At 60.4% G+C, this 24058-nt stretch carries 22 protein-coding genes; 14 read left to right on the top strand and 8 right to left on the bottom strand.

The genetic code is table 11. From position 1 onward, the window contains the following. Positions 1–192 precede the first annotated feature (192 nt). The gene (locus tag BJ928_RS08790; RefSeq protein WP_047631844.1) at positions 193–1224 is read left to right on the top strand and encodes a class I SAM-dependent methyltransferase; all 1032 of its coding nucleotides are present in this window, start codon (positions 193–195) and stop codon (positions 1222–1224) included. A gap of 24 nt (positions 1225–1248) precedes the next feature. Here the strand turns inward: BJ928_RS08790 and BJ928_RS08785 are convergent, their stop codons facing one another. The 6 genes from BJ928_RS08785 to BJ928_RS08760 form a co-directional block, all read right to left on the bottom strand. After that, the gene (locus BJ928_RS08785) at positions 1249–1869 is read right to left on the bottom strand and encodes a VTT domain-containing protein (protein WP_052227719.1); all 621 of its coding nucleotides are present in this window, start codon (positions 1867–1869) and stop codon (positions 1249–1251) included. Beyond that, positions 1866–2378: a methyltransferase domain-containing protein gene (locus BJ928_RS08780; protein ID WP_245432261.1), complete on the bottom strand. Its 513-nt coding sequence runs from the start codon at positions 2376–2378 to the stop codon at positions 1866–1868. Before BJ928_RS08780 ends, BJ928_RS08785 begins: the two co-directional genes overlap by 4 nt. Positions 2379–2555: 177 nt before the next feature. Further along, positions 2556–3911, bottom strand: coding sequence for a HAMP domain-containing sensor histidine kinase (locus BJ928_RS08775; protein ID WP_047631846.1), 1356 nt, complete (start codon positions 3909–3911; stop codon positions 2556–2558). Beyond that, on the bottom strand, positions 3908–4582 hold the full coding sequence (locus BJ928_RS08770) for a response regulator transcription factor (protein ID WP_047631847.1): 675 nt from the start codon (positions 4580–4582) through the stop codon (positions 3908–3910). The genes BJ928_RS08775 and BJ928_RS08770 overlap by 4 nt, the downstream gene beginning before the upstream one ends. 359 nt (positions 4583–4941) lie before the next feature. Next, complete coding sequence (locus BJ928_RS08765; protein WP_047631848.1) at positions 4942–5184, bottom strand: DUF1127 domain-containing protein; 243 nt, start codon at positions 5182–5184, stop codon at positions 4942–4944. A 391-nt stretch (positions 5185–5575) separates the two neighbouring features. Beyond that, a complete protein-coding gene (locus BJ928_RS08760) occupies positions 5576–7135 on the bottom strand; it encodes a B12-binding domain-containing radical SAM protein (protein ID WP_047631849.1) in 1560 nt (519 codons plus the stop codon). Between the two features lie 283 nt (positions 7136–7418). Here BJ928_RS08760 and BJ928_RS08755 point away from each other — a divergent pair, with 283 nt between their 5' ends. From BJ928_RS08755 to BJ928_RS08745, 3 genes are all read left to right on the top strand, one after another. Continuing rightward, on the top strand, positions 7419–7856 hold the full coding sequence (locus BJ928_RS08755; RefSeq protein ID WP_047631850.1) for a VOC family protein: 438 nt from the start codon (positions 7419–7421) through the stop codon (positions 7854–7856). 292 nt (positions 7857–8148) lie between these two features. Further along, entirely contained in the window at positions 8149–9348 is a 1200-nt protein-coding gene (locus BJ928_RS08750; protein ID WP_047631851.1) for an MFS transporter, read from the top strand. Between the two features lie 370 nt (positions 9349–9718). Further along, positions 9719–11602, top strand: a complete 1884-nt coding sequence (locus BJ928_RS08745; RefSeq protein ID WP_047631852.1) for an MFS transporter — start codon at positions 9719–9721, stop codon at positions 11600–11602. An 89-nt stretch (positions 11603–11691) separates the two neighbouring features. On the opposite strand, the gene BJ928_RS38770 is transcribed toward BJ928_RS08745, so the two are convergent. Continuing rightward, entirely contained in the window at positions 11692–11841 is a 150-nt protein-coding gene (locus tag BJ928_RS38770) for a hypothetical protein (RefSeq protein ID WP_156151443.1), read from the bottom strand. 333 nt (positions 11842–12174) lie between these two features. On the opposite strand from BJ928_RS38770, the gene BJ928_RS08740 reads away from it, so the two are divergent. Continuing rightward, positions 12175–13659 (top strand): sugar ABC transporter ATP-binding protein, encoded by a 1485-nt coding sequence (locus BJ928_RS08740; RefSeq protein ID WP_047631853.1) that lies wholly within the window; start codon positions 12175–12177, stop codon positions 13657–13659. Then, positions 13656–14690, top strand: a complete 1035-nt coding sequence (locus tag BJ928_RS08735) for an ABC transporter permease (RefSeq protein ID WP_047631854.1) — start codon at positions 13656–13658, stop codon at positions 14688–14690. The genes BJ928_RS08740 and BJ928_RS08735 overlap by 4 nt, the downstream gene beginning before the upstream one ends. Before the next feature lies 1 nt (position 14691). On the opposite strand, the gene BJ928_RS08730 is transcribed toward BJ928_RS08735, so the two are convergent. Further along, positions 14692–15765 (bottom strand): helix-turn-helix domain-containing protein, encoded by a 1074-nt coding sequence (locus BJ928_RS08730; protein WP_245432260.1) that lies wholly within the window; start codon positions 15763–15765, stop codon positions 14692–14694. Between the two features lie 20 nt (positions 15766–15785). Between BJ928_RS08730 and BJ928_RS08725 the strand changes: the two genes are divergently transcribed. The 8 genes from BJ928_RS08725 to BJ928_RS08690 all read left to right on the top strand — a co-directional run bounded on the left by BJ928_RS08725 (position 15786) and on the right by BJ928_RS08690 (position 24047). Beyond that, positions 15786–16874, top strand: coding sequence for a DJ-1/PfpI family protein (locus tag BJ928_RS08725; RefSeq protein WP_047631855.1), 1089 nt, complete (start codon positions 15786–15788; stop codon positions 16872–16874). A 210-nt stretch (positions 16875–17084) separates the two neighbouring features. After that, positions 17085–18119, top strand: a complete 1035-nt coding sequence (locus BJ928_RS08720) for an ABC transporter substrate-binding protein (protein ID WP_047631856.1) — start codon at positions 17085–17087, stop codon at positions 18117–18119. Positions 18120–18124: 5 nt separating this feature from the next. Continuing rightward, positions 18125–18943, top strand: coding sequence for an ABC transporter ATP-binding protein (locus BJ928_RS08715; protein WP_047631951.1), 819 nt, complete (start codon positions 18125–18127; stop codon positions 18941–18943). After that, positions 18940–19773, top strand: a complete 834-nt coding sequence (locus tag BJ928_RS08710; protein WP_047631857.1) for an ABC transporter permease — start codon at positions 18940–18942, stop codon at positions 19771–19773. The genes BJ928_RS08715 and BJ928_RS08710 overlap by 4 nt, the downstream gene beginning before the upstream one ends. Before the next feature lie 29 nt (positions 19774–19802). After that, positions 19803–21161 carry an FAD-dependent oxidoreductase gene (locus BJ928_RS08705; RefSeq protein ID WP_047631858.1) on the top strand — a complete coding sequence of 453 codons (1359 nt, stop codon included), beginning with the start codon at positions 19803–19805 and terminating at the stop codon, positions 21159–21161. After that, on the top strand, positions 21158–22315 hold the full coding sequence (locus BJ928_RS08700; protein ID WP_047631859.1) for a CaiB/BaiF CoA-transferase family protein: 1158 nt from the start codon (positions 21158–21160) through the stop codon (positions 22313–22315). Before BJ928_RS08705 ends, BJ928_RS08700 begins: the two co-directional genes overlap by 4 nt. Then, on the top strand, positions 22312–23088 hold the full coding sequence (locus BJ928_RS08695) for an enoyl-CoA hydratase-related protein (protein WP_047631860.1): 777 nt from the start codon (positions 22312–22314) through the stop codon (positions 23086–23088). Before BJ928_RS08700 ends, BJ928_RS08695 begins: the two co-directional genes overlap by 4 nt. 35 nt (positions 23089–23123) lie before the next feature. Next, positions 23124–24047: a LysR family transcriptional regulator gene (locus BJ928_RS08690; protein WP_047631861.1), complete on the top strand. Its 924-nt coding sequence runs from the start codon at positions 23124–23126 to the stop codon at positions 24045–24047. Positions 24048–24058: the final 11 nt, after the last annotated feature.

The following is a 24058-nucleotide window of genomic DNA, read 5'->3' as shown; positions in this document are numbered from 1 at the left end:
CGAGTTAGCCGAGACCTCATGTCCACCGCGTTACCTTTGCGTCACTCGACTGAACAAATCATCCGCTTCACCAAGGCGGCAAATTTGATCCGTTTGATAACGACAGCGTTGCCGCAGCGACATTAACAAAACCATAGCGCTCAATATTTATATGAGATATGGTTTGCATAGTGTTCACGGAATGATTTAAAATTGAAACAATTTCAAACCGCTCTCGATGGCTTCAGCCTGGTTACCGCGCAGTCCATCTCGGAACATACGAGATCGTCCGGTAACGACCTTGCAACCGATCAAATAAAGGAGGGCGAAGCCGAACTCGCCCTCATTCTCTCCATGACACAGCAAGCGTTCGAGGCGAACGCACCCGTTCAAGGCACGATGAAAGCCCTGACGGAGCGTCTGCAGGCGCTGAAAAACAAAACAACTCCGCTGACCTGGGCTCATTTGGCTTCGGTTGCGCAGGGTCATTCCGTGTCGTCCTTCTTGCTGCAGGACCCTTTGACACGATGGTCCTTCGAAAAGCCGCGCGGCTATAGCGGGGATGCCTATTTGCTGGATTTCATTTATGAGCATCCGGCCGTTGCCGCGCAGGTGGCGGAAGCTTCAGCGCTCGGCGCCGAAGTTTACGATTTCACCCGGCGCGCAGCATCCGCCGTCGCCGTGCGTGAGCGGCGCGAGATCCTGGCAGCGCATGTCGACGCGGTGGCGGAGACGAAGGACGACGCCGAGATCCTGGCGATTGCGGCGGGCCACCTTCGCGAAGCAGAGCTCTCCCAGGCTCTGCAGAGCGGCAGGATCAAGCGCTGGATCGCACTGGATCAGGACCCGGTCAGCGTCGGAGCCGTAAGCTCGGCCTTCCACGGCAGTTGCATCGAGGCGATCAACGGCTCCGTCCGCACCATTTTGGGGCGCGCGCAGAAGCTCGGCACGTTCGACTTCATCTACGCGGCCGGCCTTTACGACTATCTCGCAGAAAGCGTCGCCGTGCGACTGACGGAGCGCTGCCTGCAGATGCTGAAGCCCGGCGGCAAGTTCCTGCTGGCGAACTTCGCCAAGGATATCGGTGTCGAAGGTTACATGGAAACCTTCATGAACTGGCCTTTGATCTGGCGCACGGACGAGGATGTCCAGTCGATCATCGACAAGGTCAAGCACCCGATCACCGATGTTTCCGTCACTCGTGGCGAGAATGGCGGCGTCATATACGCCGTCCTGACCGTCTAAGTCTGCGGCCAGCGACAAGACCGGCTAAGCCGCATTACGGCTTGGCCGGCAAAGCCTGAACAGGGCAAAGAGCAGAAGATTAGCCAGAATGATGGCTGCAACGGCGGCGGGTGTTGCTGTATCTGCCGCCAATATCTGCCTACGCAACAAGTAACCCGATACCAGAAACGGCGCATTCCACGTCGCCGCGCCGCAGAATGTTGCGACAGCAAACGCAGGCGCCGGGATGGCAAGCACGCCTGCCGGAAACGGCATATAGGCCCTAACGACCGGCACGAGCTGCCCGAGGAATGTGACCCATATCCGGTTACGACGATAGTCGCGCTTCAGCCGCAAATACCGCTCTTCCTTGATATCCAGGCGTCTGCTCATTTTGAACACGAACGCGTCGCCGCGGGCTGGCCCCAACCATCGCCCTATTCCGTACCAGAACAACGAGCCTACCGTAGAACCCGCGGCTGTGATGGCAATCGCGAAGGGCAGATCGCCGGAATAGGCGACACCCAGCATGCCAAGCATCAGCAACATGCCGGCGGAGGGTATGACAGGGATGAGTTTCTCGACGGCAGAGCATAACGCAAGTCCGATTAACCCCCCTTCGGCCAGATCAGGCAGGATGCTCCATAGATAGGAAGGGTCACTCATGCGGTGACACTCGCGCAATGAAGCGGCCTGCGCCGAACGATCTTATAGACCCTGGCAGGCGGAAAGTTACGCAGCACTTGGCCATGCAGCGTCGCCTTGAAGCCGAACCGGTCGAGCAACCGGTAAGGCACCGGACAGCGCAAGCCGTAGGTGAACTGATAGAAGGCGCCGCCTTCACGCAGCCTCGACGAGACCCCGTTCAGAATGGCAATTACCGTCTTCGGCGACATGTTCAGCAGAGGTAGCCCGCTGATCGCGCAACCAAACGACACACCATCCGGCAAGTTGTGAGCCCCGAGCCGCGCGGCATCGGCGCAGATGACCCGGGCTTCAGGAAACCGGTTCCGAAGCAGGCTCGCAAAACCATGAGCGGACTCTATCAGCGTGATATCCCTTTCGCATACGCCCCGCCTCAGCAGGGCTTGCGTAAATACGCCCGTTCCGGGACCGAGTTCGAGAACAGGACCAACCGACGGATCGACTTCGCTTGTAATGAGATTGGCCAGCATCGCGCTGGAGGGAGCTATCGCCCCCACCATGCGCGGATTCGTCAGCAGAGTTCGCAGAAATAGTGAGGAGCTTGACATGGGTTCCCGCCAGTAGGGCCTTCGGAGTTTCGCCTGCGCAGCAGGCTTTTCCTACGGGGAGCCGATTGCGAGAACATTGCACAGGAAAACCGACGCCATCTATCCGGCAATCGGGAAACTCAATCTGAAGGCTGCGCCACCCGTCGGCCCATCCAGGACACAGATCTCTCCGCCATGAAGCCTTACAATTTCTTCAACGAGGTTAAGTCCGAGACCAAACCCGTTACCCTGCCCCTTGAGGCGATGAAACGGCTCGAAGATGCGCGCCCGCTCTTCCCGCGGGATGCCACTTCCTTCATCAGTCACGGTGATGCCGGTCGCTCTGCCGACTTGAACGGTTATCCTGCCGCTGCGGCCGCCGTGCTGGATCGCGTTCTGCACAAGATTGGTAACGGCGCGCTCAATGGCCGCCCGATCGCCGAGAATTCCCACCACCTCATCATCTCTGATGAAACAGGGCTCGTAATTGGCGGCGATCGCGAGCGGCGCCAGTTCTGAAACAACATGCTCCGCGATTTCCACGAGATTGATGGATGCGGGCTCGAACCGGTGATTGAGACGCTGAAGATCGAGGAATTGTTCGGCAAGGGTTGCAAGGCGAACCGTATCCTCAAAGAGCCGCTCCTTCAAAGGGCCCGCCGGCAGACCATCGAGGCGTGCCTGCAGGATCGCGACCGGAGTCCGCCATTCATGGGCAAGATGACAAAAAAGGCGCCTCTGCCGCTCATAGCCTTGGTCCAGCCGGCTCAATGCTTCGTTGACGGCATCGACAAGCGGCAGGATCTCGCGTGGCACATCCTCGACCGGCAGGCGCATACCCTGACGATTGATGTCGATCTGCCCGGCACGGGCAACGGCGGCATCGAGCGAGGAAAAGGTACGGCGAACCACAAGCGGCGCGGCAATCAGCGTTGCGATCCCCGTCACGATGAGCAGCGGCAGGAGGGCGCTGAAGAAGACGATCCCCATCGCGCCAAGGATGCGGACCAGGGATACGCTGCCGTCGACGCCCGTCAGGACCTGTACCTCGCCGGCCGGAGACGATACCCATTGCAGCCGGGCGGCAGGCACGATACTTCCGCCGAGGTTGCTGCCAAAACGGGCCTGTCCGATGCCGTCGAGCGCACCGCCGATCGCCGTATAGGCCAGTGGTATATTTCCGTCGGTAATCGTCGCACCGCTGCGATCCCGCACGACGAACCAGAGGCCCGGCACATCTTCGCGCCGCGCGGCAAGCGCCGGCGTCTCCTTCAGCACAAGAGCGCCATTCTGGGAGCGCCCGACGGACTGCGAGATGGCATCGATAGTCTCATCTTCCGGCTGAAGCGAGATGAAACTGCCGGTCGCCCAGAGGGCGGCGACGATAAGCACCGCAAGCAGAATCAGAAAAATCGCCTGCAGGAAAGAAAGACGCAAGACAAGGCGCCATTGCAGCGAAGGCTGGCCCGCGCTCATGACGCCAGTCTCATCAGATAGCCGATACCGCGAACCGGGTGAATTTCCAGACCTGAATCGACCGAGGCCAGTTTGCGGCGAAGGCGGGAGATATGCGCATCCAGTGTGTTGGACTGGATATCCTCGGCAAATCCGTAAACGGCCTCTTCCAGCGCATGACGCGGCACCGTGCGGCCGAACCGGCGCGCCAGCGCCTCGAAGACCAGCACTTCCCGACGTGGCAGTTCGAGCCGTTCGCCTTCAACCAGGATATCGTGGCAACCGAAGTCGTAAGACAAACGCCCGAAACTCACGACATCGGTCTGCACGTCGCCCGGACGGCGCAGGATGGCGCGCAGCCGCGCCAGAAGCTCCTCTATGGCAAAAGGTTTGACGAGATAATCATCGGCACCGGTATCGAGACCGCCAATGCGGTCATCGAGTTCGCCTCGCGCCGTCAACACAATGACCGGCGTACCGATACCGGCCGCGCGCAACCTTGGAACGATCGACAGACCGTCGCCATCGGGAACCTGTCGGTCGAGAAGAATGAGATCGTAAGGGAAAGTTAGCGCGGCCTCTTCGGCATCGGCCAGCATCGAGACATGATCGACGACGGCATCGCGAGCCTGCAGGGCGGCGCTCAGCGCCGCAGCCATTTCCCGCTCGTCTTCAAGCAACAAGATCCGCAATGAACCATCCCCATAAATGGAACAGCTGCATTGCATAGGCGGATTGCGGGAAGATTGCGACTCTCTTCAGATGGAGATCGATCACTTAAGAGAGGAACCGGGACGCGGGACATTTTTCACGACGCACCCGCTGCGAACGGTCGTCAGCGACAGCGGTGCGACAGGGGAGAATGCATAGCCTCCTCCCCCGCCTCTTTCGCCTCTGGGATGTTCATGGGTAAGCAATAACTCACGAACTTGGTGCGTTCGATTCGTGAGCAGCTCACCCTTCCCGTCTTTTTTCCTGCCGCAAAGCCATGCCCGCGCCAAAGTGGGGCGAGAACGACATGGAGCCAGGCATTTGCCTGCACCGCCCCCATTCAGCTGTAGGTGCGCAGATGCGGGGGCATGTGGCTGGGATGCCCGATAGGGTATTCCCGTTCGGGCAGACCGATATCCCGAAGCTGGTAGTTCGACAGCTCCGACACCAGCTTGCGCGTCTGGCGTTGCCTCCAGACGACGAACAACAAGGCGCGCGCCGTCTTCCAGGCACCGAATTCCTGGCACAGTTCATCGACCGTCGCCGTTAAGTTTCCAGCAACTAAAAATTGTGAATGAGTCATCGTTTTTCCCGGCGCAATGACGCAACCAGGTCCTCTTGAAGCTTGACCGGCTTCAGGAGATGACGCACGAAAGGCGCGTCGATTCATTCCCTCAGCAAGTCATGATGTGTTGATGATAAAAACGCCTAAGTGGCTTATATTTAAAGCGTCTATGGGCTTTAAATAGCTGCTCGTCGCATAGTTGGAGTGGCACATGCCAAACCAGTACGGAGCATTCCGCTAGAGGCGCAGGTAAGCATTAGAGTATAGTGCATGTCTCGCCTCCTTTGTTTAATTTGCGGACGAGCGTATAATACGCCAGATCATGAAATCGGCAAGCCCACAATTTCGAATTGTAAATTTGCCGCATCCAGTGTTGCTTCGCAGCAACAGTCGATGCCGCTCAATCGCATCAGAAGGAATTGACGATCCCGCCACCCGTACGCATCTGCTGAACCATGATGTGGGCATGATAATGCATGGCGCACTTGATGGCGTAGATCTGCAAAACCACAGGGGAGCGCCGGTGCCGCAGGAGATTGAAAAGGCGCGCGCGATAGACGGCACGCAGATCCGCCTCCTTAACGCGCCGCATCAAGCGAACGAAAATCCCCACAGCCTCGAACGCCCATGTCGCATTGAGGGCGATCAGACGCAGCGGATGCCGGCGCAGGTGGCGTAAGCGCGTACTTTCCGGTTCGATGCGGGCATCGATGTAGAGTGCGTCCAGCCGATCGAAATAGGCGGCGGGCTGATGCAGATCGCCAAGCACGGAAAGATATCCGTCGCGCAAGGTTTCACGCGAAAGGTTGAGCGGAATGACGTTGGTGCCGTAGGCGGGCGGATCGTCGTGATCGAGCCTGCCCTCCTTGGCGAGGCGCGTATAGAGCGGCGTCTTCGGGATCGCCGCCAGCATGCCGATCATCGCGTTGACGATGCGCGCATCCCTAATGAAGACGCGCTGCGCATCGAAGATGGTCGCATCATCGCTGTCGAAGCCCAGGATCATGCCGCACCAGACTTCCATGCCGGTCTTTTGGATCGCGTGGATCTTGTCCAGCATCGTCCCGCCCTTGCGCAGGTTCTGCAGCTTCTTGGTTTCACGCAGCGCTTCCTCGTTCGGCGTCTCGATGCCGATGAAGACGGTGCGGATATTGGCGTCGACCATCAGCTGCATCAGTTCGGCATCGTCAGCCAGATCGATCGACGCTTCCGTCAGGAACGTCATCGGATAATGATGGCGCTCCTGCCAGGCGACGACATCGCGCAGGACTTCCTTGATGGCCTTCTTGTTGCCGATCAGATTATCGTCGACGATGAAGGCCGTATCCATTCCGGATGCGAGCAGGGCCTCCATCTCGGCGATGATCTGAACACTGGTCTTGATACGGGGCTTGCGGCCGAAGACCACGATGATATCGCAGAAATCGCAGGTGAAAGGACAGCCCCGCGAGAACTGGATGCTGCCGACCGCATAGTCATCCATCTTCAGGAGATCGAAGCGCGGGACAGGCACCGTGCTCATATCCGTCCTGTCGGACTGCTCGTAGCGCCGAGCGTGACGACCCTCCTGCCATTCAGCCAGGAATTTGGGCCAGGTCTCCTCCGCCTCGCCGATGAAGGAGACATCGACGAGGTTGCCGAAATATTCCTCCTTGACCGTGACCCAAGGTCCGCCGACGACGGTGAAACAGTTGCGCCGTTTGAGCTCGGTCAGGATTTCCGTCATTCGGAAGCGCTGGACGATCATACCCGTCAGCGCAACGATGTCGGCCTTCTCGCAAAGGCCGTAATCTATCGGCTCGATATTCTCATCCACCAGGGTGACGGTATGTTCCGCTGGCGTCAGCGCCGCAAGCAGGGGCAGGCAGGCCACCGGAAGATTGGCCTTCACATCGAACAGCGGCAGAGCGTGCTCCATGCCCCAGTAAGAGGTTTCGAAACGCGGATTGATGATGACGATATGAGCCATTGAATATGCCGCTCCATGACGTGAGGATCTGGTTCGGTATTGCTTTGAGCTTGCGTGTCATTCGTCGCTGCTTGCGTTCGCCTCATGGCTTGGCAGCAGGTCTTTCAGCATCGAGGCGGATGTCTTAGCAGCCCTATATGAGCTCAGGATTAAATTCCAGGTGGCGCGGTGGCTGGCGGCGGCCCGTAGCCCAATGGCCGCCGGCACCGGGCAAACCTCGCTCGTCCGTTGTTGGATCAGGCGACAGCCTGTAGAGTGGAACGGCACCTTGGAGATTGGGAATATGGCTCTCAAGCGAATGGACAACGTGGGAATCGTCGTCGAGGATCTCGGAGGCGCGATTGATTTCTTTCGCGAACTTGGCCTCGAGCTCGAAGGACAGGCCACGATCGAAGGGGAATGGGCCGGACGCATAACGGGCCTCGGCGATCAGCGTGTCGAGATCGCCATGATGCGCACGCCGGACGGCCACAGCCGGATCGAGCTCTCCCGCTTCCTCAGGCCGCCTGTCATCGCGGATCACCGGAACGCCCCGGTCAACGCCCTAGGCTACCTCCGTGTCATGTTCGCGGTGGACGACATCGACGAGACACTTGAACGGCTCCGCAGGCACGGCGCACAGCTCGCGGGCGAAGTCGTCCAGTATGAGGATGCGTATCGGCTCTGTTACATCCGTGGGCCGGAAGGGGTTCTCATCGGACTAGCACAGGAACTCGGCTGAGCACGGCTGATCATCAGCCTGGACCCGCTGCCCCGCGAAACAGCTGTCAGTCGCAGACAGGGCCTTCTGCCGAAGCCCTGGAGAACCAACCGTCGCAGGGGTGTTGATCTACTCAAGGTATGGAACGGCATCTGGCACGGACATATGTGGCCCGTGGATCGCGCGGAACAACATTTTCGGGCAACAATGTCGAAATCATCCCGATGCAATCGTCTTTATTCCAGACATGCCGCGAAAGGTGACCACCCGATCCTTCGCGTCGTGGGCTGAACCGGATGAAGGGAGCTGCAAAATGAGTTCGTCCTATCGTTGGGTGATTGTCGGCGCCGGCGCGTTGATGACCTGCGTCGCGCTCGGCGCGATGTTTTCCTTGGCGATCTTCCAGGTGCCGATCGCTGCCGATACAGGCTGGTCGCATGCCGGCATCGCCGCCGCCATGACGCTTAATTTCCTTACCATGGGCTTCGGCGCCTTCGCCTGGGGCGCTGCAAGCGATCGCTTCGGCGTCCGCATCGTGGTGATAGCAGGCGCCCTGCTGCTCGGGCTTGCGCTTGTCCTGGCGAGCCGGGCGGGTTCGCTTCTGCAATTTCAGCTGACCTATGGCATCCTTGTCGGCCTTGCCGCCAGCGCCTTCTTCGCGCCGATGATCGCCGCGACAACCGCATGGTTCGACGAGGGCAGAAGTCTCGCGGTATCGCTGGTATCGGCCGGCATGGGCGTCGCTCCGATGACGGTGTCGCCCTTCGCCCGCTATCTGATTTCGGCCTATGACTGGCGCTTGGCCATGCTCGTCATCGGCATCATGGCGTGGGTTCTGCTCATACCGGCGGCACTCTTGGTGCGGCAGGCGCCCGTTCTTGCCGAAGCCTCGGGAGCGGACGGACAAAGGGAAGAACAAAACCTGCCGCTTGGCCGTATCTTCCGTTCACCGCAATTCCTCGTCCTCGGCGCGACCTTCTTTGCCTGCTGCGCCGCTCATTCCGGCCCGATCTTCCACATGGTCAGCTACGCCACCATCTGCGGCGTGGGACCGATGGCCGCCGTCAGCATCTATAGCGTCGAAGGGCTCGCCGGCCTCGGCGGCCGGCTTCTCTACGGAACGCTGGCTGATCGGCTCGGCGTCAAGCCGGTGCTAGTCGCCGGCCTTCTGGTGCAGGCGGCAGCACTCGCTACCTATCTCCTGGTCAGCGAACTCGGCGAGTTCTATGCGCTGGCGGTCGTCTTCGGCAGCGCCTATGGCGGCGTCATGCCTCTTTATGCCGTGCTGGCGCGCGAATATTTCGGGCCTCGCGTCATCGGTACCGTCTTCGGCGCGGCATCGATGCTCTCGAGCATCGGCATGGCAGCCGGACCTTTGATCGGCGGCTGGATATTCGATACCTTCGCCAATTATTCCTGGCTCTTCATCGGCTCGTCCATGGTGGGGCTCGGGGCAGCCGCCATCGCGCTTGCCTTTCCGCCGATGCGGCGCCTGCGGCTACAAGCGGCCTGAAACAGGCATGAAAGGCTCCGGAATCACATCAGCAAACGGTAGCGGACGCGTCATGTTTCCCCGCTCCCGGCACGGCTTTTGCCGGTGCCGGACCGTCGTTGCGATACCGGTCGAAGACATATGCGTATTTCTTGATACTTACACACAGATTTCCATGAGCCGCACCGGTTGCAGGCATTGCAATTTTCAATTTTTAGCGAAAACTCGCTCGTGCATCAGGTGCGTGATCTCCTGGGGGAGGAAATCAGGAGAGCATCCACTGGCGCGACTTTCCGCGCCCATCGGCGGGAAAGTCCTGCGTAATGTCATTAAGGGGGACATGACACGGGTCTTTTGACCATGTCCCTGGTGCAATTGGGAGGACTGATTAATGGCAACCACGTCCGTGGCCGAGACGAATGGTCAAGGCATGACCAGGGAAGAGAAGAAGGTCATCTTCGCCTCCTCCCTCGGGACCGTGTTCGAATGGTACGACTTCTACCTTTATGGATCTCTGGCCGCCTTCATCGGCGCGACCTTTTTCAGCGACTATCCTGAAGCAACCCGCAACATTTTCGCATTGCTCGCTTTCGCAGCAGGCTTCCTGGTCCGGCCGTTCGGCGCGCTGGTTTTCGGACGGATCGGCGATCTCGTCGGCCGCAAATATACCTTCCTGGTCACGATCCTCATCATGGGCTTGTCGACATTCCTGGTGGGTATCCTGCCCGGCTCGGCGAGCTGGGGTCTCGCAGCCCCGGTCATTCTGATCATACTGCGCATGCTGCAGGGCCTGGCCCTCGGCGGCGAGTATGGCGGTGCTGCGACCTATGTCGCCGAACATGCGCCCAATAATCGGCGTGGCTTCTACACCTCCTGGATCCAGACGACGGCAACGCTCGGGCTGTTCCTGTCGCTGATCGTGATCCTGGTGGTACAGAACTGGCTGGGCAAGGACGCGTTTGCCGCATGGGGATGGCGTATCCCGTTCATCCTGTCCTTCATCCTCCTCGGCATTTCCGTCTGGATCCGGCTATCCCTTAGTGAATCGCCGGCCTTCAAGAAAATGAAGGAAGAGGGCAAGGGCTCCAAAGCGCCGCTTTCCGAAGCCTTCGGTCAGTGGAAGAATGCAAGGATCGCCCTGATCGCACTGCTTGGCCTTACCGCCGGTCAGGCTGTTGTCTGGTATGCGGGCCAGTTCTATTCGCTGTTCTTCCTACAGAACGTGCTGAAGGTCGACGGCCAGTCCGTCAACATCATGATCGCTATCGCGCTCCTGATCGGCAGCGGCTTCTTCGTGTTCTTCGGCTGGCTTTCCGACAAGATCGGCCGCAAGCCGATCATCATGGCCGGACTTGCCCTGGCAATCCTGACCTACTTCCCGCTGTTCAAGGCGTTGACCAACGCGGCAAACCCGGCACTCGCCCAAGCCGAACAAACGGTCCGGGCCACAGTGACGGCAGCTCCTGGCGATTGCACATTCCAGTTCAATCCTGTGGGAACGGCCAAGTTCAACAACTCGTGCGACATTGCCACGTCCTTCCTCTCGAGGACGTCCGTGCCCTATACGGTTGCCGAAGGTCCGGCAGGCCAGCCAGCAACCATCAAGGTCGGCGACGCAACGATAACGTCGTACGACGCAGCGGCGGCCGGCGCCGGCGCAGCGGCCAAGAGCGCAGCATTCACGCATGACATGAACCTCGCCCTGCAGAAGGCCGGTTTCCCGCTGGCACGCGATCCGGCCAAGGTACCGGACGCGAAGCTCGATGCCTTCATCGCCGCCAACCCCGAACTCGGGCTAAACGCGGCAACTGTGCGGGCGGGCGACAAGACCGTCACCCCGGTCGCGGATCTCGTCAAGGCGAAGCTTCTGACGGCGGATCAAGCTGGTGGCGCCACCGATATGCCGGTCTACACCATCGCCAATGGCGGTGCCTTCAAGATGGTTGCCGATCCCGCGGCTATCAATTGGCCGCTGACCATCCTGATCCTGACGATCCTCGTGATCTACGTGACCATGGTCTACGGACCGATCGCCGCGATCCTGGTGGAGATGTTCCCGACCCGCATCCGCTATACCGGCATGTCGCTGCCATATCATATCGGCAACGGCTGGTTCGGCGGCCTGCTTCCGGCAACGGTCTTCGCCATGAGTGCTGCCAAGGGCGATATCTACTATGGCCTTTGGTATCCGATCGCGATTGCCGCGATGACCCTCGTCATCGGCCTTATCTTCGTTCGCGAAACCAAGGGTGTCGATCTGAACAGCATCAAGTAACAGCTTAAAGGCCCGGCGTTCAGAAACGGTACGCCGGGCTTTTTCTTTGCCTTGATTCAGTCGCCTCCTGATGATCAAAGCGTGGGCTCTCAGCTTCCACAAAGAGCATGCAGCAATAGCAAAAGGGAAAGCAGCACCATCAGGCTTGCCAGGAAATGCTGCAGGATCGACCAGATGCGTTTGGTTACAGCGCGACTGGGTCGCGTTGCAAGGGAGGCAAGGTAGAGCACTGTGTCCATGAAAACTCCTGGCGCATATCTGCACGCGCGACACGAACGCTGTTGCCGCGACAGAAATTCTTGATATTTAATGGTTTTATATTGTCTATAAAATTAGTAGATTAAAGAAAGAGTTTTCCGGTTCGCCGGATATTTCGGACAAATTAAACTCAGGGCGACATCATCGGAGATCGCTCATCTGAGCTCGTCGCCGACCTCATCGAGACGAGTACCAAACCGAAACGAAACCAGATAAAAATATATTCTATAGAATAAGTAAACAAAGAAAGGCCTGTCCTTGTGATCGGCCGGTAGTGGCTTACGAGTATCGCAACGATCATCGAACCCTTGCTCATGACCTTGCTGGATGCCCAAAATCTCTCGCTTGCTTTCGGCTCGACACAGGCTTTGGCGGGAGCATCGCTGACCGTCGATCGCGGCGAGGTCGTCGCGCTGATGGGCGCGAATGGCGCAGGCAAGTCGACGCTGGTGAAGATTCTTTCCGGCATTCACCATGCCGATTCTGGCAGGATCATATGGAACGGCGATGATTATCGCCCCGAACACCCGGCCGAGGCAACCGCGCGGGGCATCGTCACCGTCCATCAATCGACCGACGTCGTCGGTGTGGCCGGTCTCTCCGTCGCGGACGCGCTGCTGCTCAACCAATTCGTTGACGGGCGCCAAGCCTTCTTTCTTTCAAGACGTTCGGTGCGGCGAAAGGCGGAAACCATCCTGTCGGAGACCGGTTTCGACCTGCCGCTCGACCGGGATTTTGGCGATCTCGGCATTGCAGACCGGCAGATGGTTGCCATTGCACGCGCCCTCTCCAACAACGCGCAGCTGTTGATCCTCGACGAGCCCACTGCAAGCCTCTCGGCGCGCGAAACGGCCCGCCTCTATGATATTGTTCGCCGGCTGAAAGCCCGCGGTCTCGGCATTCTCTATATTTCGCACCGCACAGCGGATCTCGATGCCCTTGCCGATCGTGTGGTCGTCCTGCGCGGCGGCCGCAATGTCGGTGCCTTCTCGCATCCGATCGACTTCGAGGCCGCCATCGAGACAATGATCGGCCGCTCCATGAAAGCGGCCCGCCCCCATCGCCGCGAACAGTTCGACCAGACCGTACTGGAGCTCCGGGCTGCGCGACTGCTTGCCGACAGTCCGCCGATCGATCTCAAGCTCCATGCCGGCGAAGTCGTCGCCATCACCGGCGTTCTCGGCGCCGGCAAGAGCCGACTTCTGTCGGCTCTCTTCGGCCTCGAACGTTTTGCGGCAGGCGAGGCATTTGTGGATGGCACGGCGTTTCGACCCACCTCGCCTGCCGATGCGATCGCGCGGGGCGTCGTCATGGCCGCCGCCGACCGACATCGCTCGTCGCTCATGCCGTCGGACTGGCCGGGGGAGAGCATTGCGGCGACGATCAGCCTACCACACCTGAAGCATTGGTATCCCTGGAGCTTCCTGTTGTCCGGGCGAGAAAGCCGCGAGGGAGAAAAGGCCATTCGGCGACTCGGCATAAAGGCCCCTGGCCCCGAGACGTCGGTCTGGTCGCTTTCCGGCGGCAATCAGCAAAAGGTTGTGCTCGCCCGCTGGGAGGCCGAGCCGAGCCGGCTGCTCCTGCTCGACGAGCCTTTCCAGGGCGTCGATGTCGGCGCCCGCCAAGACATTATCGCCGCCATCCGCGCCTATACCGACCGCGCCACCTTGATCGCGACATCCGACCCGGAAGAGGCGCTGGAAGTCGCTGACCGGGTGCTGGTGATGGAACGTCATGGCCTGAAAGATGTCACCGACGCGAAGGCCGATGGTCGACAGAACGAGGAATATGCCCGATGAGTGACGGTACAGCGGAGATTCCGCAACAGATCAAGCCAGCGAGCCGGGCGATATCGCCGCAGGAATTCGTGCGGCGGGGAGCGGTGTTTTTTCTCCTCTTCGCCCTTGTCGTCATCTTCGGTTTCACCCAGCCGGCCTTCATCAACATCAACAACCTGATGAGCATTCTGCAGGCCGTTTCAGTCGTCGCCATCATTGGTGCCGGCGTCACGGTGACGCTTGCGATCGGCGGCTTCGATCTTTCCGTCGGCGCGGTCGCCGCCTCCAGCGTCATGACCGCCAGCTATGCCATGATCGTATGGAATCTCAACGCCTATGAAACCGTGCCGCTGGTGCTTGCCTTCGGTGCGATCGTCGGGCTCGCCAACGCGCTCCTGATCGTCAGGCTGAAGGTTCCAGACCTGCTGGCGACGCTTGCCACCATGTTCCTCCTGACGGGACTGCAACTGATCCCGACGGCGGGGCGCTCGATCTCCGTCGGCCTCATCCTTCCCGATGGGACGACGGCAACCGGCAAGGTCGATCCGGCTTTTTTGACGATAGGACGTTCAAGCCTGTTCGGCACGATCCCTTTTCCCGTCATTCTGATGCTTGTCGTGGCCCTCGTGCTCCATGTCCTCACCGAGCGCACGCGTCTTGGCCGCCTTCTCTACGCGACCGGGGGCAATGAAACCGCGACGCGGCTCGCCGGCGCCAATGTCGCGCGCCTGAAGACCTTTGCCTATGTCCTCTCGGGCGTACTGGCCTCGCTCGGCGGCATCATCATCGCCGCCCGCGTCGGTCGCGGCGATGTCTCCTCCGGCGCCTCGCTGCTGATGGATTCCGTTGCAGCCTCGCTCATCGGTTTTGCCGTACTCGGATTGCGTCGCCCCAACGTGCTCGGCACGACAATCGGCGCGGTCTTCGTCGGCGTGCTTCTCAATGGCCTGACGATGCTGAATGCACCCTATTATACCCAGGACTTCATCAAGGGCGCCGTCCTCGTCGGTGCGCTGGCGCTGACTTATGGGATCGGCCGGGGCAAGGCCTGATCTACACGCCTGCTCCTACCCCGAAACGCGCCCGATAGAAGCCGGGCGTTACGGCAAGATGCTTGAGAAATGCCCTGTGCAGGGTGTCGAGACTTGAAAATCCGGAGCGCTCGGCGATGCGGGCCAGCGGCCAGTCAGAGTTCTCGAGAAGCGCCTTGGCCCGGTCCAGCCGTGCAGCTTCCACGAATTGCGCCGGCGTGGTTCCGGTTTCCTTGCGGAAGCTGCGCGAAAATGTGCGCTCCGTCATGCCCACCCGGCTGGCAAGAGCAGAGCCAGATAAATCCCCCGTGGGATCGTCGATGATCTCGCTCAGAAGCTGGCGCAAACGCGGCGTCGCTTTTGCCTGGAGCGCGAGACCGGTGCTGAACTGCGATTGTCCGCCCGGCCGACGCATGAACAACACCATCTGCCGCGCAACGGCCAGAGCCGTCTTGGGGCCACAGTCAGCCTCGACCAGCGCCAGACACAGATCTATGCCGGCGGTAATTCCGGCAGAGGTAAAAACCGGTGGCGCCGCCACGAAAATGGCATCGGGCTCGACGTCGATCTGCGGGCGTAACTCCTTCAACAGAGAGCAGGAGTTCCAGTGGGTGGTGGCACGCCTGCCATCGAGAAAGCCGCCAGCCGCCAGTATGAATGCACCGGTGCAAACACTCGCCAGGCGTCTGGTGGGCTTTACGCGCGATTGCAGCCAGGTGAGCAGGCCAGTTTGAAATATGACCTGGCGAAGGCCGTCCTCGCTGCCGCCGGCGACGATGATCGTATCCAGATCGGCAGGCAGTTGCTCAAGGCCTATGGTCTCGCCGAACACCAACCCGCCCGCAGAGCTGCTCTTCAGCGCACCGCCCGCCGGCGAGGCTAGCAGAACCTCGTAGGGCCGCGTGCCCTCCGGCAAATGGAAATTCGCCATCGCGAAAACTTCCATCGGCCCGACGATATCAAGCGCCTGTACACCATCATAGCCGATGACGGCGATGCGCCTTGGGAGAAGTCCAGAATCCGACATTGGCGAAAAATGCGATATCTTTGACATTTCCGCCAGACGGGGCGGCCGATATTTTTCGAGGTGCGTCATCACAATTCCGGACAAACGCCATGTATCGCATCTATTTCAGAATTCTGCTTCTCGCCCTGCTTACATTCTCGGCCATGATTTTGGCTTCGGAGAGAACCGCCATAGCAGCGGAAAATGTCATTCGGCTCGCTCCATTAAAAGCCGGGCGGACGCGACCTCTCGTTGCGATCATCGCCGACAACAGAGGCACGGAGACCACGGACCTCATCATCCCCTACGGCGTCATCCGCAGCGCCGATGTTGCTGATGTGGCAATTGTCTCCACACATGCCGGCATCGTAAACCTGATGCCGGCGTTGAAGATCAACCCCGACACGACGATGTCGGAGTTCGACCGAGACCATCCCGAGGGCGCCGATATCGTCATCGTTCCCGCCATGCATGATGACAGCAGCCGCGAGGTCATCGCCTGGGTCCGGAAACAATCCTCCAAGCGGGCAATGATCGTTTCGATCTGCGAGGGTGCATGGCTTGCGGCAAGGGCCGGTGTGTTCGACGGCAAGCGCGCCACCACCCATTGGTATGCCTTCGACAAGCTGCGCGCTGCCTTCGCGCAAACCCAGTGGGTTCATGACCAGCGCTATGTCGTTGACGGCAATGTCATGAGTACCACCGGCGTCACGGCCTCGATCCCCGCCTCGCTGGCGCTCGTGGAGGCCATTGCCGGCCCGCAGCAGGCGCGCTCGCTAGCTGCCCGCATGGGCGTCGGCGATTGGAACAGTATGCACGATTCCGCGCCGTTCCACATGACCACGAGCCGCCTCTGGCGCTTCGCGAGCAACACCCTTGCCTTCTGGAACCACGAGACCATTCGCCTTCCCGCTCAGGATGGCTTCGACGAAATCGCCTTGGCGCTGACGGCGGATGCGTGGTCGAGAACCTACCGTTCGCAAGCCGTCATTGCCGAGACCGCCAAATCCATCCGTTCGCGTCACGGCCTCGTTCTTGTCCCGGATCTTTCGTCCGCCACCGATGCCTCTGTCATAGCGGTTCCCGCACTTCCATCGGCCCGGGCGCTAGATTGGACACTGTCGGAGATCGCTACCCGTTATGGTGCGCGAACATCTGACATCGTCGCGCTGCAGCTCGAATATCCGGCACGGCATTGAGCCGCCCAATCGACGGCCGAGCAGAGTAGCCCTTTCCTGGTGAACACGGACGGCGGATCATGATCGGCGCCGCGGCGACCGTTGCCTTTTCGGCAATCGATAGTGCGCATAATTGTTCTTTATTAGAACGCTGAATTCCCCCATCATCCGGCGATTGGTGGATAACGAGACGAAAAGTCCGATCGCCCAATCAACAGGGGAACTGTCAGAATGTCTCAATTCATGATGAACCGCCGCCGTTTCCTGTCCAATGCTGCACTTGTCGGAGGTCTTGCCGCAACGCAGACCTTCGTCGGCATCCGCGCCGGCAAGGCGGCCGATGTTGCCGAAGTCCGCATGCAGCTCGGCTGGCTCGCCTCAAACGGCCTGCTCGGCGAAGTCGCCGCCCAGAAAAAGGGCTTTTTCAGCGAGCAGGGCATCAATCTCACCATCGTCCCAGGCGGCCCGAATGTCGATGGCGTCGCCGGTGTCGCGGCCGGGCAATCCACGATCGGCCAGATTTCCTCGAGCCCCTCCGTTATGCTCGCGCGCTCGGCCGGCATGCCGGTCAAGGCGTTTCTGGCCGGATATCGTAAGCATCCATTTACATATTTCTCGCTGAAGAAATCGCCGATCCGCGAGCCAAAGGATATGATCGGCAAAACGATCGCCACGCAGCCGACCGCCTTCATCCTGCTGCGCGCGCTGCTCGCTCAAAACGGTATCCCCGAAGACAAGGTGAAAATGGTCAACATGGGTTCGGACATGAACCAGCTGATCACCGGTCAGGCCGATGCCGTCACCGGCTGGGTCACGAACACCAATGCCTTGAAGGTGCTTGGCGACGAACGCGTCGACATGATGCTGTGGGATGCCGGCCTGAAGCTCTACGCCAACGTCTACTATACGACCGACGAACAGCTGGACAAGCACTCCGACGTGCTGGTGCGCTTCACCACGGCCGCCGCCAAGGGTTGGGGCTATGTGCGAGACCATCCGGAAGAAGCCGTCGACATGCTGGTCGACGCCTATCCTAATCTCGACAAGGCGAGCGAACTCGAAGCCGTCCGTCCGGTCATCGATTTCTCCTTCGGCGATAGCACCAAGCAGACCGGTTGGGGCGCGATGAACAAGGACAATTGGGCCGCCCAGATCAAGGCATACGCCGATCTCAAGCAGTTTACGGGGGCCACGCCGACCGTCGACGATGTCGCCACCATGGCGATCCTCGACGCGACGACTGAAATCCGCAAGCAGATCGGGTGAACGCCATGATGAGCGCCGCTACCATCAAACAGCCGCAGCCAGCACCGGCCGTCGAAACGGCACGGCTTGCCGTTTCCATTCGCAATCTCGACATCCGCTTCGGCGACAAGGGCAATGAGTTTACCGCCCTCTCCAATGTCTCCGTCGACATTCCCGAGGGGTCGTTCGTCACGATGCTCGGGCCTTCCGGCTGCGGCAAGTCGACATTGCTGCGCTGTATCGCCGATCTCGTCCATATCAGCGATGGTTCGGTTTCGGTGTTCGGCCGCCCGCCGCGCGAGGCACGTCAGGGTCGTGACTTTGCCTTCGTCTTCCAGGAGGCGACGCTTCTGCCGTGGCGCAGCGTCATCGACAACGTTCGCCTGCCGCTGGAAGTCGGCAAGCACGACAAGAGCGCCTATGCGGATCCCATGGAGCTACTCGCTCTCGTCGGCCTGAAGGGACGGGAGAATGCCCTGCCGCATGAATTGTCCGGCGGCATGCGCCAGCGCGTCGCTATCGCCCGCGCTCTTGTCACCAAGCCGCGCATCCTGCTGATGGACGAGCCTTTCGGCGCGCTGGACGAAATCACCCGCGATAAGCTCAACGAGGAGCTCCTGCGCATCTGGCGCGAAACCGGCACGACCATCGTCTTCGTCACCCACTCCATCCCGGAAGCGGTCTTCCTCGGTCAGCACGTGCTGATGCTGCAGGCCCACCCGGGCAGGGTGAAGGAATTCATGAAGGTCGACCTGCCCTATCCGCGCTCGCTTGCGATGCGCGACACGGTCGATTTCATCAAGGCGACGGCGCATCTTCGCGCGCTGCTGGAGGAATGCATATGAGCAACGCCGTCCACTCCGACATCGGCCGCATCGCCAAGGCGCCCCGCAAGGTCGCCATCCTCGACGCAACGGTCGGCGTCCTTTCCTCGCATATGCCGGCAATCCTTGCCGCACTCGGCTGCATCGTGCTGTGGCAGGCGGTCATCTGGATCTTCAAGATCCCGACCTTCATGGCGCCAAGCCCGCTCGACGTCCTCTATGCCTTTCGCGACAATGCCGCGACGCTGACGCGAAACGTCCTGCCAACGGTGCTCGAGGCTGTTCTCGGCTTCGTCTTCGGCAATCTCATCGCCATCCTGCTGGCCATCTGGTTCGTCCATAGCGCCACCGCCGAGAGGGCCTTCTATCCGATCGCCGTCTTCGTCAAGGCGATCCCGATCATTGCGCTCGCGCCGATCCTCGTTTTGATCTTCGGCAACGGCGTCGCCCCGAAGATCATCATCGCCGGCCTGATCTGCTTCTTCCCAACGCTGGTCAACATGGTTCAGGGCCTCCGCTCCGCCAGCCCCGCCATGCTCGACCTGATGCGGGTACTATCAGCCAGCAACTCCGAGATCCTCTGGAAAGTCCGCCTGCCAAGCTCGCTGCCATTCCTCTTCGCCGCCTTGAAGATCGCCGCCACAAGCAGCGTCATGGGAGCGATCGTGGCGGAATGGATCGGCTCCAGCTTCGGGCTTGGCGCTCTCATCATCGAGGCGACCTACAATTTCCGCTCGCCGCTGCTTTACGCAACAGTCGTCATTGCCGCGCTGCTTGCCGTGATCCTCTTCTTCATCGTCTCGATCGCCGAGACGAAGATGATCCGCTGGAAACCGGCCGGCCAACACTAAAGCCTTAAGAAAACATCGAGGGAACTCCAATGGAACAGGTTATTCACCAGCCTGCACGGGATATCCGTGTCGTCGATCGCTCCGATGTCGTCGTGGTCGGCGGCGGCCCGGCAGGGATTGCCGCAGCCGTGTCGGCGGCACGCAATGGCGCGAGCGTCACACTTCTCGAACGCTATCCCTATGTCGGCGGCCTTGCCGCCGGTGGCATGGTGCTGGTGCTCGACGACATGATCAACGAGCTCGAAATCACGGTGCGCGGCATCTGCATGGAGATGATCGAGCGCATGAAGCGCTGGGATCTGTGCGTAACGCCCACCGACCGTGACCGGCTGATCGAATTCCGCGACACGCCGGAGGCCTGGCAGCGCTGGGCGCGCTGGGGCCTTTTCGATTTCCACACGCAATCGATGCCACATCCGATCTGCTTTTCCGCCGCCTTCGATCCCGACGCCTTCAAGCGCGCCGCCTACGACATGATCGCGGAATCCAGGATCAAGCTCAGAGCCCACAGCTGGTTCTCCTCAGCAATCGTCGAAGGTGGAGCGATCAAAGGCGTCATCTGCCAGACCAAGGAAGGCATGCAGGCGATCCTCGGCGATGTTGTTATCGACACGACAGGCGATCTCGACGTGGCCGCGAGTGCCGGCGCTTCCCACGTCGAATCCAACTTCATTCTGACGACGGTGTCGCGCTGGGGCGGCGTCGATACGGAAGCGGCGGAGCGTTTCGAGCAGCAGGAGCCGGAAGCGTTCAAGGCGCTCGATCATGAAGCCAAGCGGCTGATCGGCGGTTGCTGGTCCTTCTGGTGGCTGAAGACGCCACTCCCCGGGGTCGTCTGGCTGAACTGCCCGCACATGCCGACCTTAAGCGGCCTGAAGGTCGATGACTTGACCAAGGCTGAGATGGAAGGCCGCTCGCGGATCGCCAAGCTGCTCGATTTCGCCCGAGAAAAGATGCCGGGCTTCGAAAATGCCTATGTCGTCGATTTCGCGCCGCAGACCGGCGTGCGCCAGACACGGCTGCTGCAAGGAGACTATGTCGTGACGAAGGACGACGTCATGACCCGCCGCCATTTCGCCGACACGGTCTGCCGCGGCCGCGATTATTACACGCCCTACCGAGCCATGCTGCCGAAGGAAATCGACCAGCTGATCGTTGCCGGCCGTCATTACTCGTCAACGCCGCAAGCGCAGAAATCCAGCCGCGAAATCCCGCCCTGCATGGCGATGGGCGAGGCTGCGGGTGTGGCCGCGACTGTCGCACTTAATGCCGGAACGACCGTTCGCAAGGCCGATATCCGGGCAATTCAGAAACAGATGCGAGCCCAGGGTGCCGATCCAGGCGACATCCCCTCGGAGAACGCGACATATTTGGAGGCTGCAGAATGACCACCTTGCCACTCGACGGAATCCGCGTGATCGACTTCACACAGGTCATGCTCGGCCCCTCCTGCACGCAGGTGCTGGCCGATTATGGCGCCGAAGTCATCAAGATCGAGAAGGTGAAGATCGGCGATCTATCGCGCTGGTCGCTCGGCTCCGATCCGGACGGGCTCAACAACCCGGTCTTCTGCTCCCTGAACCGCAACAAGAAGAGCCTGGCGCTCGATCTGAAGGAGGCCAACGCCCGCAAGACGGTCCAGGCGCTGCTCGAGACAGCCGATGTGGTCGTCAACAACTTCCGGCCCGGCGTCATGGAGCGCATGGGCTTTGGTTATGAGGATTTGAAGACGATCAATCCGCGGCTGATCTATGCGGTCGGCACGGGCTTCGGGCTGACCGGTCCCTATCAGCACAAGGGCGGGCAGGACGTGTTGGCGCAAGCGGTTTCCGGCGTCATGCGCCGCAAGTCCGACAATAGCCACCCGACCTCGATCTATGCAACGCCGCTTGCCGACTACTCGGCCGGCATGCACCTCGTCCAGGGTATTCTCCTGGCGCTTCTGCAACGCGACAAGACAGGCGAAGGACAGCAGGTCGCCGTCAGCCTGTACAACTCCATGATCGCCATGCAGATGCAGGAAGGCACGACGCATCTGATGCGCCAGAAGGACCTGAACTGGGGCGCCTTCCCGCTGACAGGCGTCTTCGAAACGACCGACAGCGCAATTGTCATGGTCGGCGCCTTCAAGCCAAATCCCTTGCGCGACATCTGCGAAGCGCTTGAGATCGAAGATCTCTCGCAATATCCGCAATATAAGGATTTTGACGCGCAGATGGCGCGGCGACCGGAACTGCAGGCGATCTTCCGCGAGAACTTCGCCAAAAACAGCACCGCGCATTGGATCGCGCGACTGGAGGGCGTGGACATTCTCTGCGCACCGGTACGTTCGCTCCCCGAGGCGTTGAAGGACGAGCAAACCATCATCAACAAGATGATCCTCGAGGCGGGCGAAACGGCCGCTGGTCCGATCCGCCTGATCGGTTCGCCGATCGACATGTCGGCCGCTCAGGTGACGGTGCGGATTTCGCCGCCGCGACTCGGCCAGCATAATGAGGAAATTCTCGCCTCGCTTTCCGAAGTGCAGGGAGACGCCGCATGAGCGTTTCCTTCACAGTAGAGGACCGCGTCGCCCGCGTCACGCTCGACCGGCCCGACCGGATGAACGCGGTCGACGCCGAGACCGAGGCGAGGCTGGAAGCGATCTGGACAGAGATCGAGAGGCGCGACGACATCAGCTGTGTTGTCCTGACCGGTTCCGGCGAGAAGGCCTTTTGCGCGGGCGCCGATCTGAAGGGCGGAAGCGGCAGTTCGGGCGTCGATTACTGGACCGTCGGGCGGGAAAGCGGTTTTGGCGGCCTCGCCTTCCGCCGCTCGCTCGACGTGCCTGTTGTCGCCCGCGTCAATGGTTATGCGCTAGGTGGCGGCTTCGAGATGGTACTCGGCTGCGATATCGTCATCGCAGTCGAGACGGCGCGCTTCGGCTTGCCCGAAGCACGTGTCGGCCGCATGCCGCTCGATGGCGGCATGGTGCTCTTGCAGCGCAAGATCCCCTTCAACCGCGCCATGGCCGTGATGCTGACGGGACGGCAGTTCGGCGCACAGGAAATGGCAAGCTACGGCATCGTCAACGAAGTCGTCTCCGCCGGCGAACTCGACGCTGCGGTCGATCGCTGGGTCGCAGACATCGTCGCCTGCGCGCCGCTGTCGCTGCGGGCGATCAAGCAGACGGTCAATCGCACCGCGCATTTGAGCCCGGCCGAGGCGCAGGCGCTCAGAACGCCGGCCCTCATCAAGGCCTTGAAAAGCGAGGATGCCATGGAGGGTGTATCGGCATTTCGGGAGAAGCGGGCGCCCGTTTGGCGCGGCAGATAGGCATGCTATAGCTTCGAGATTGCCGAGGGCTTTTCATGCATGCCAGCATTCTGAAGTATTTCGCCGAGGTCGCGCGCTCCGGATCAATCCGCAAGGCATCTGAGGAGCTTCACGTCGCAACCTCCGCCGTCAGCCGTCAGATCAAGAAATTGGAAGATGAGCTTGGAACGCCGCTATTCGAGCGCTTTTCCGACGGGTTGCGACTGACGTCTGCCGGCGAGATCGTGCTGCGCCACGCCAAGGAAACGCTGCACGAATATGAGATCATGAAGTCCAACCTCGGCGATCTCCACGGCAAGAATACCGGCCGCGTCCATATCGCCGCCCTGGACAGTCTCGCAATCCAGTTCCTGCCGGAGTTCGTCTCCGGCTTTCACAAGAAGCATCCAGCCGTGGATTTCCGCATCCGCACCGATAATTACAACAACATTTTCCGGTTTCTGGCGGAAGGCGACGTCGACATCGGCGTCACCTTCGATCTTGCCCGGCCGCACGACATGAAGCTGATCCATGGCGTGCGCATGCCGCTGATGGCAATCGTCGCCAAAAGCCATCCCCTGGCTCGGCAAAAGTCCGTGACGCTGCAGGAATGCGCCCAGTTCAACATGTTGCTGCAGCTCGACAACGAAGTCATGAGTTCGATGATCGCAGTCGAGCTCGGCGCGCTCAACCGCGTCGGACGGACACTGGTCGCTACGAACAATCAGATGATGCTGAAACCTATGATCCTTTCAGGCGAAGGCGTCGCCTTCTTCACGCCGCTTGGCTTGCTGCGCGAGTTGGAGGCCGGCGATGCCGTCGCCCTTTCGATTGCGGGATCGAAGCTGCAGGATCTGCAAGTCGGCATCGTCGTGTCGCGGCGCCGGCAGCTCACCCATGCGACAGAGGTCGTCGCCCAGTCGATGGGCGAGGAACTGTCGAAGTTCGCCGCCAAGATCAACACGCTGGTCTCACGATAAGGGAAACGTTC

This window comes from Rhizobium sp. WW_1, assembly GCF_003610155.1.
Lineage (GTDB): Bacteria > Pseudomonadota > Alphaproteobacteria > Rhizobiales > Rhizobiaceae > Rhizobium > Rhizobium tropici_A.
This window is presented reverse-complemented; position numbering and strand designations above follow the sequence as displayed.

Excerpts from the sequence above, each read along its gene's own strand:
- BJ928_RS08785 (WP_052227719.1), bottom strand. The coding sequence starts at position 1,869 with ATGAGTGACCCTTCCTATCTATGGAGCATCCTGCCTGATCTGGCCGAA.
- BJ928_RS08780 (WP_245432261.1), bottom strand. The coding sequence starts at position 2,378 with ATGCTGGCCAATCTCATTACAAGCGAAGTCGATCCGTCGGTTGGTCCT.
- BJ928_RS08775 (WP_047631846.1), bottom strand. The coding sequence starts at position 3,911 with ATGAGCGCGGGCCAGCCTTCGCTGCAATGGCGCCTTGTCTTGCGTCTT.
- BJ928_RS08765 (WP_047631848.1), bottom strand. The coding sequence starts at position 5,184 with ATGACTCATTCACAATTTTTAGTTGCTGGAAACTTAACGGCGACGGTC.
- BJ928_RS08760 (WP_047631849.1), bottom strand. The coding sequence starts at position 7,135 with ATGGCTCATATCGTCATCATCAATCCGCGTTTCGAAACCTCTTACTGG.
- BJ928_RS08755 (WP_047631850.1), top strand. The coding sequence starts at position 7,419 with ATGGCTCTCAAGCGAATGGACAACGTGGGAATCGTCGTCGAGGATCTC.
- BJ928_RS08750 (WP_047631851.1), top strand. The coding sequence starts at position 8,149 with ATGAGTTCGTCCTATCGTTGGGTGATTGTCGGCGCCGGCGCGTTGATG.
- BJ928_RS08745 (WP_047631852.1), top strand. The coding sequence starts at position 9,719 with ATGGCAACCACGTCCGTGGCCGAGACGAATGGTCAAGGCATGACCAGG.
- BJ928_RS38770 (WP_156151443.1), bottom strand. The coding sequence starts at position 11,841 with ATGGACACAGTGCTCTACCTTGCCTCCCTTGCAACGCGACCCAGTCGC.
- BJ928_RS08740 (WP_047631853.1), top strand. The coding sequence starts at position 12,175 with ATGACCTTGCTGGATGCCCAAAATCTCTCGCTTGCTTTCGGCTCGACA.
- BJ928_RS08735 (WP_047631854.1), top strand. The coding sequence starts at position 13,656 with ATGAGTGACGGTACAGCGGAGATTCCGCAACAGATCAAGCCAGCGAGC.
- BJ928_RS08730 (WP_245432260.1), bottom strand. The coding sequence starts at position 15,765 with ATGACGCACCTCGAAAAATATCGGCCGCCCCGTCTGGCGGAAATGTCA.
- BJ928_RS08725 (WP_047631855.1), top strand. The coding sequence starts at position 15,786 with ATGTATCGCATCTATTTCAGAATTCTGCTTCTCGCCCTGCTTACATTC.
- BJ928_RS08720 (WP_047631856.1), top strand. The coding sequence starts at position 17,085 with ATGTCTCAATTCATGATGAACCGCCGCCGTTTCCTGTCCAATGCTGCA.
- BJ928_RS08715 (WP_047631951.1), top strand. The coding sequence starts at position 18,125 with ATGATGAGCGCCGCTACCATCAAACAGCCGCAGCCAGCACCGGCCGTC.
- BJ928_RS08710 (WP_047631857.1), top strand. The coding sequence starts at position 18,940 with ATGAGCAACGCCGTCCACTCCGACATCGGCCGCATCGCCAAGGCGCCC.
- BJ928_RS08705 (WP_047631858.1), top strand. The coding sequence starts at position 19,803 with ATGGAACAGGTTATTCACCAGCCTGCACGGGATATCCGTGTCGTCGAT.
- BJ928_RS08700 (WP_047631859.1), top strand. The coding sequence starts at position 21,158 with ATGACCACCTTGCCACTCGACGGAATCCGCGTGATCGACTTCACACAG.
- BJ928_RS08695 (WP_047631860.1), top strand. The coding sequence starts at position 22,312 with ATGAGCGTTTCCTTCACAGTAGAGGACCGCGTCGCCCGCGTCACGCTC.
- BJ928_RS08690 (WP_047631861.1), top strand. The coding sequence starts at position 23,124 with ATGCATGCCAGCATTCTGAAGTATTTCGCCGAGGTCGCGCGCTCCGGA.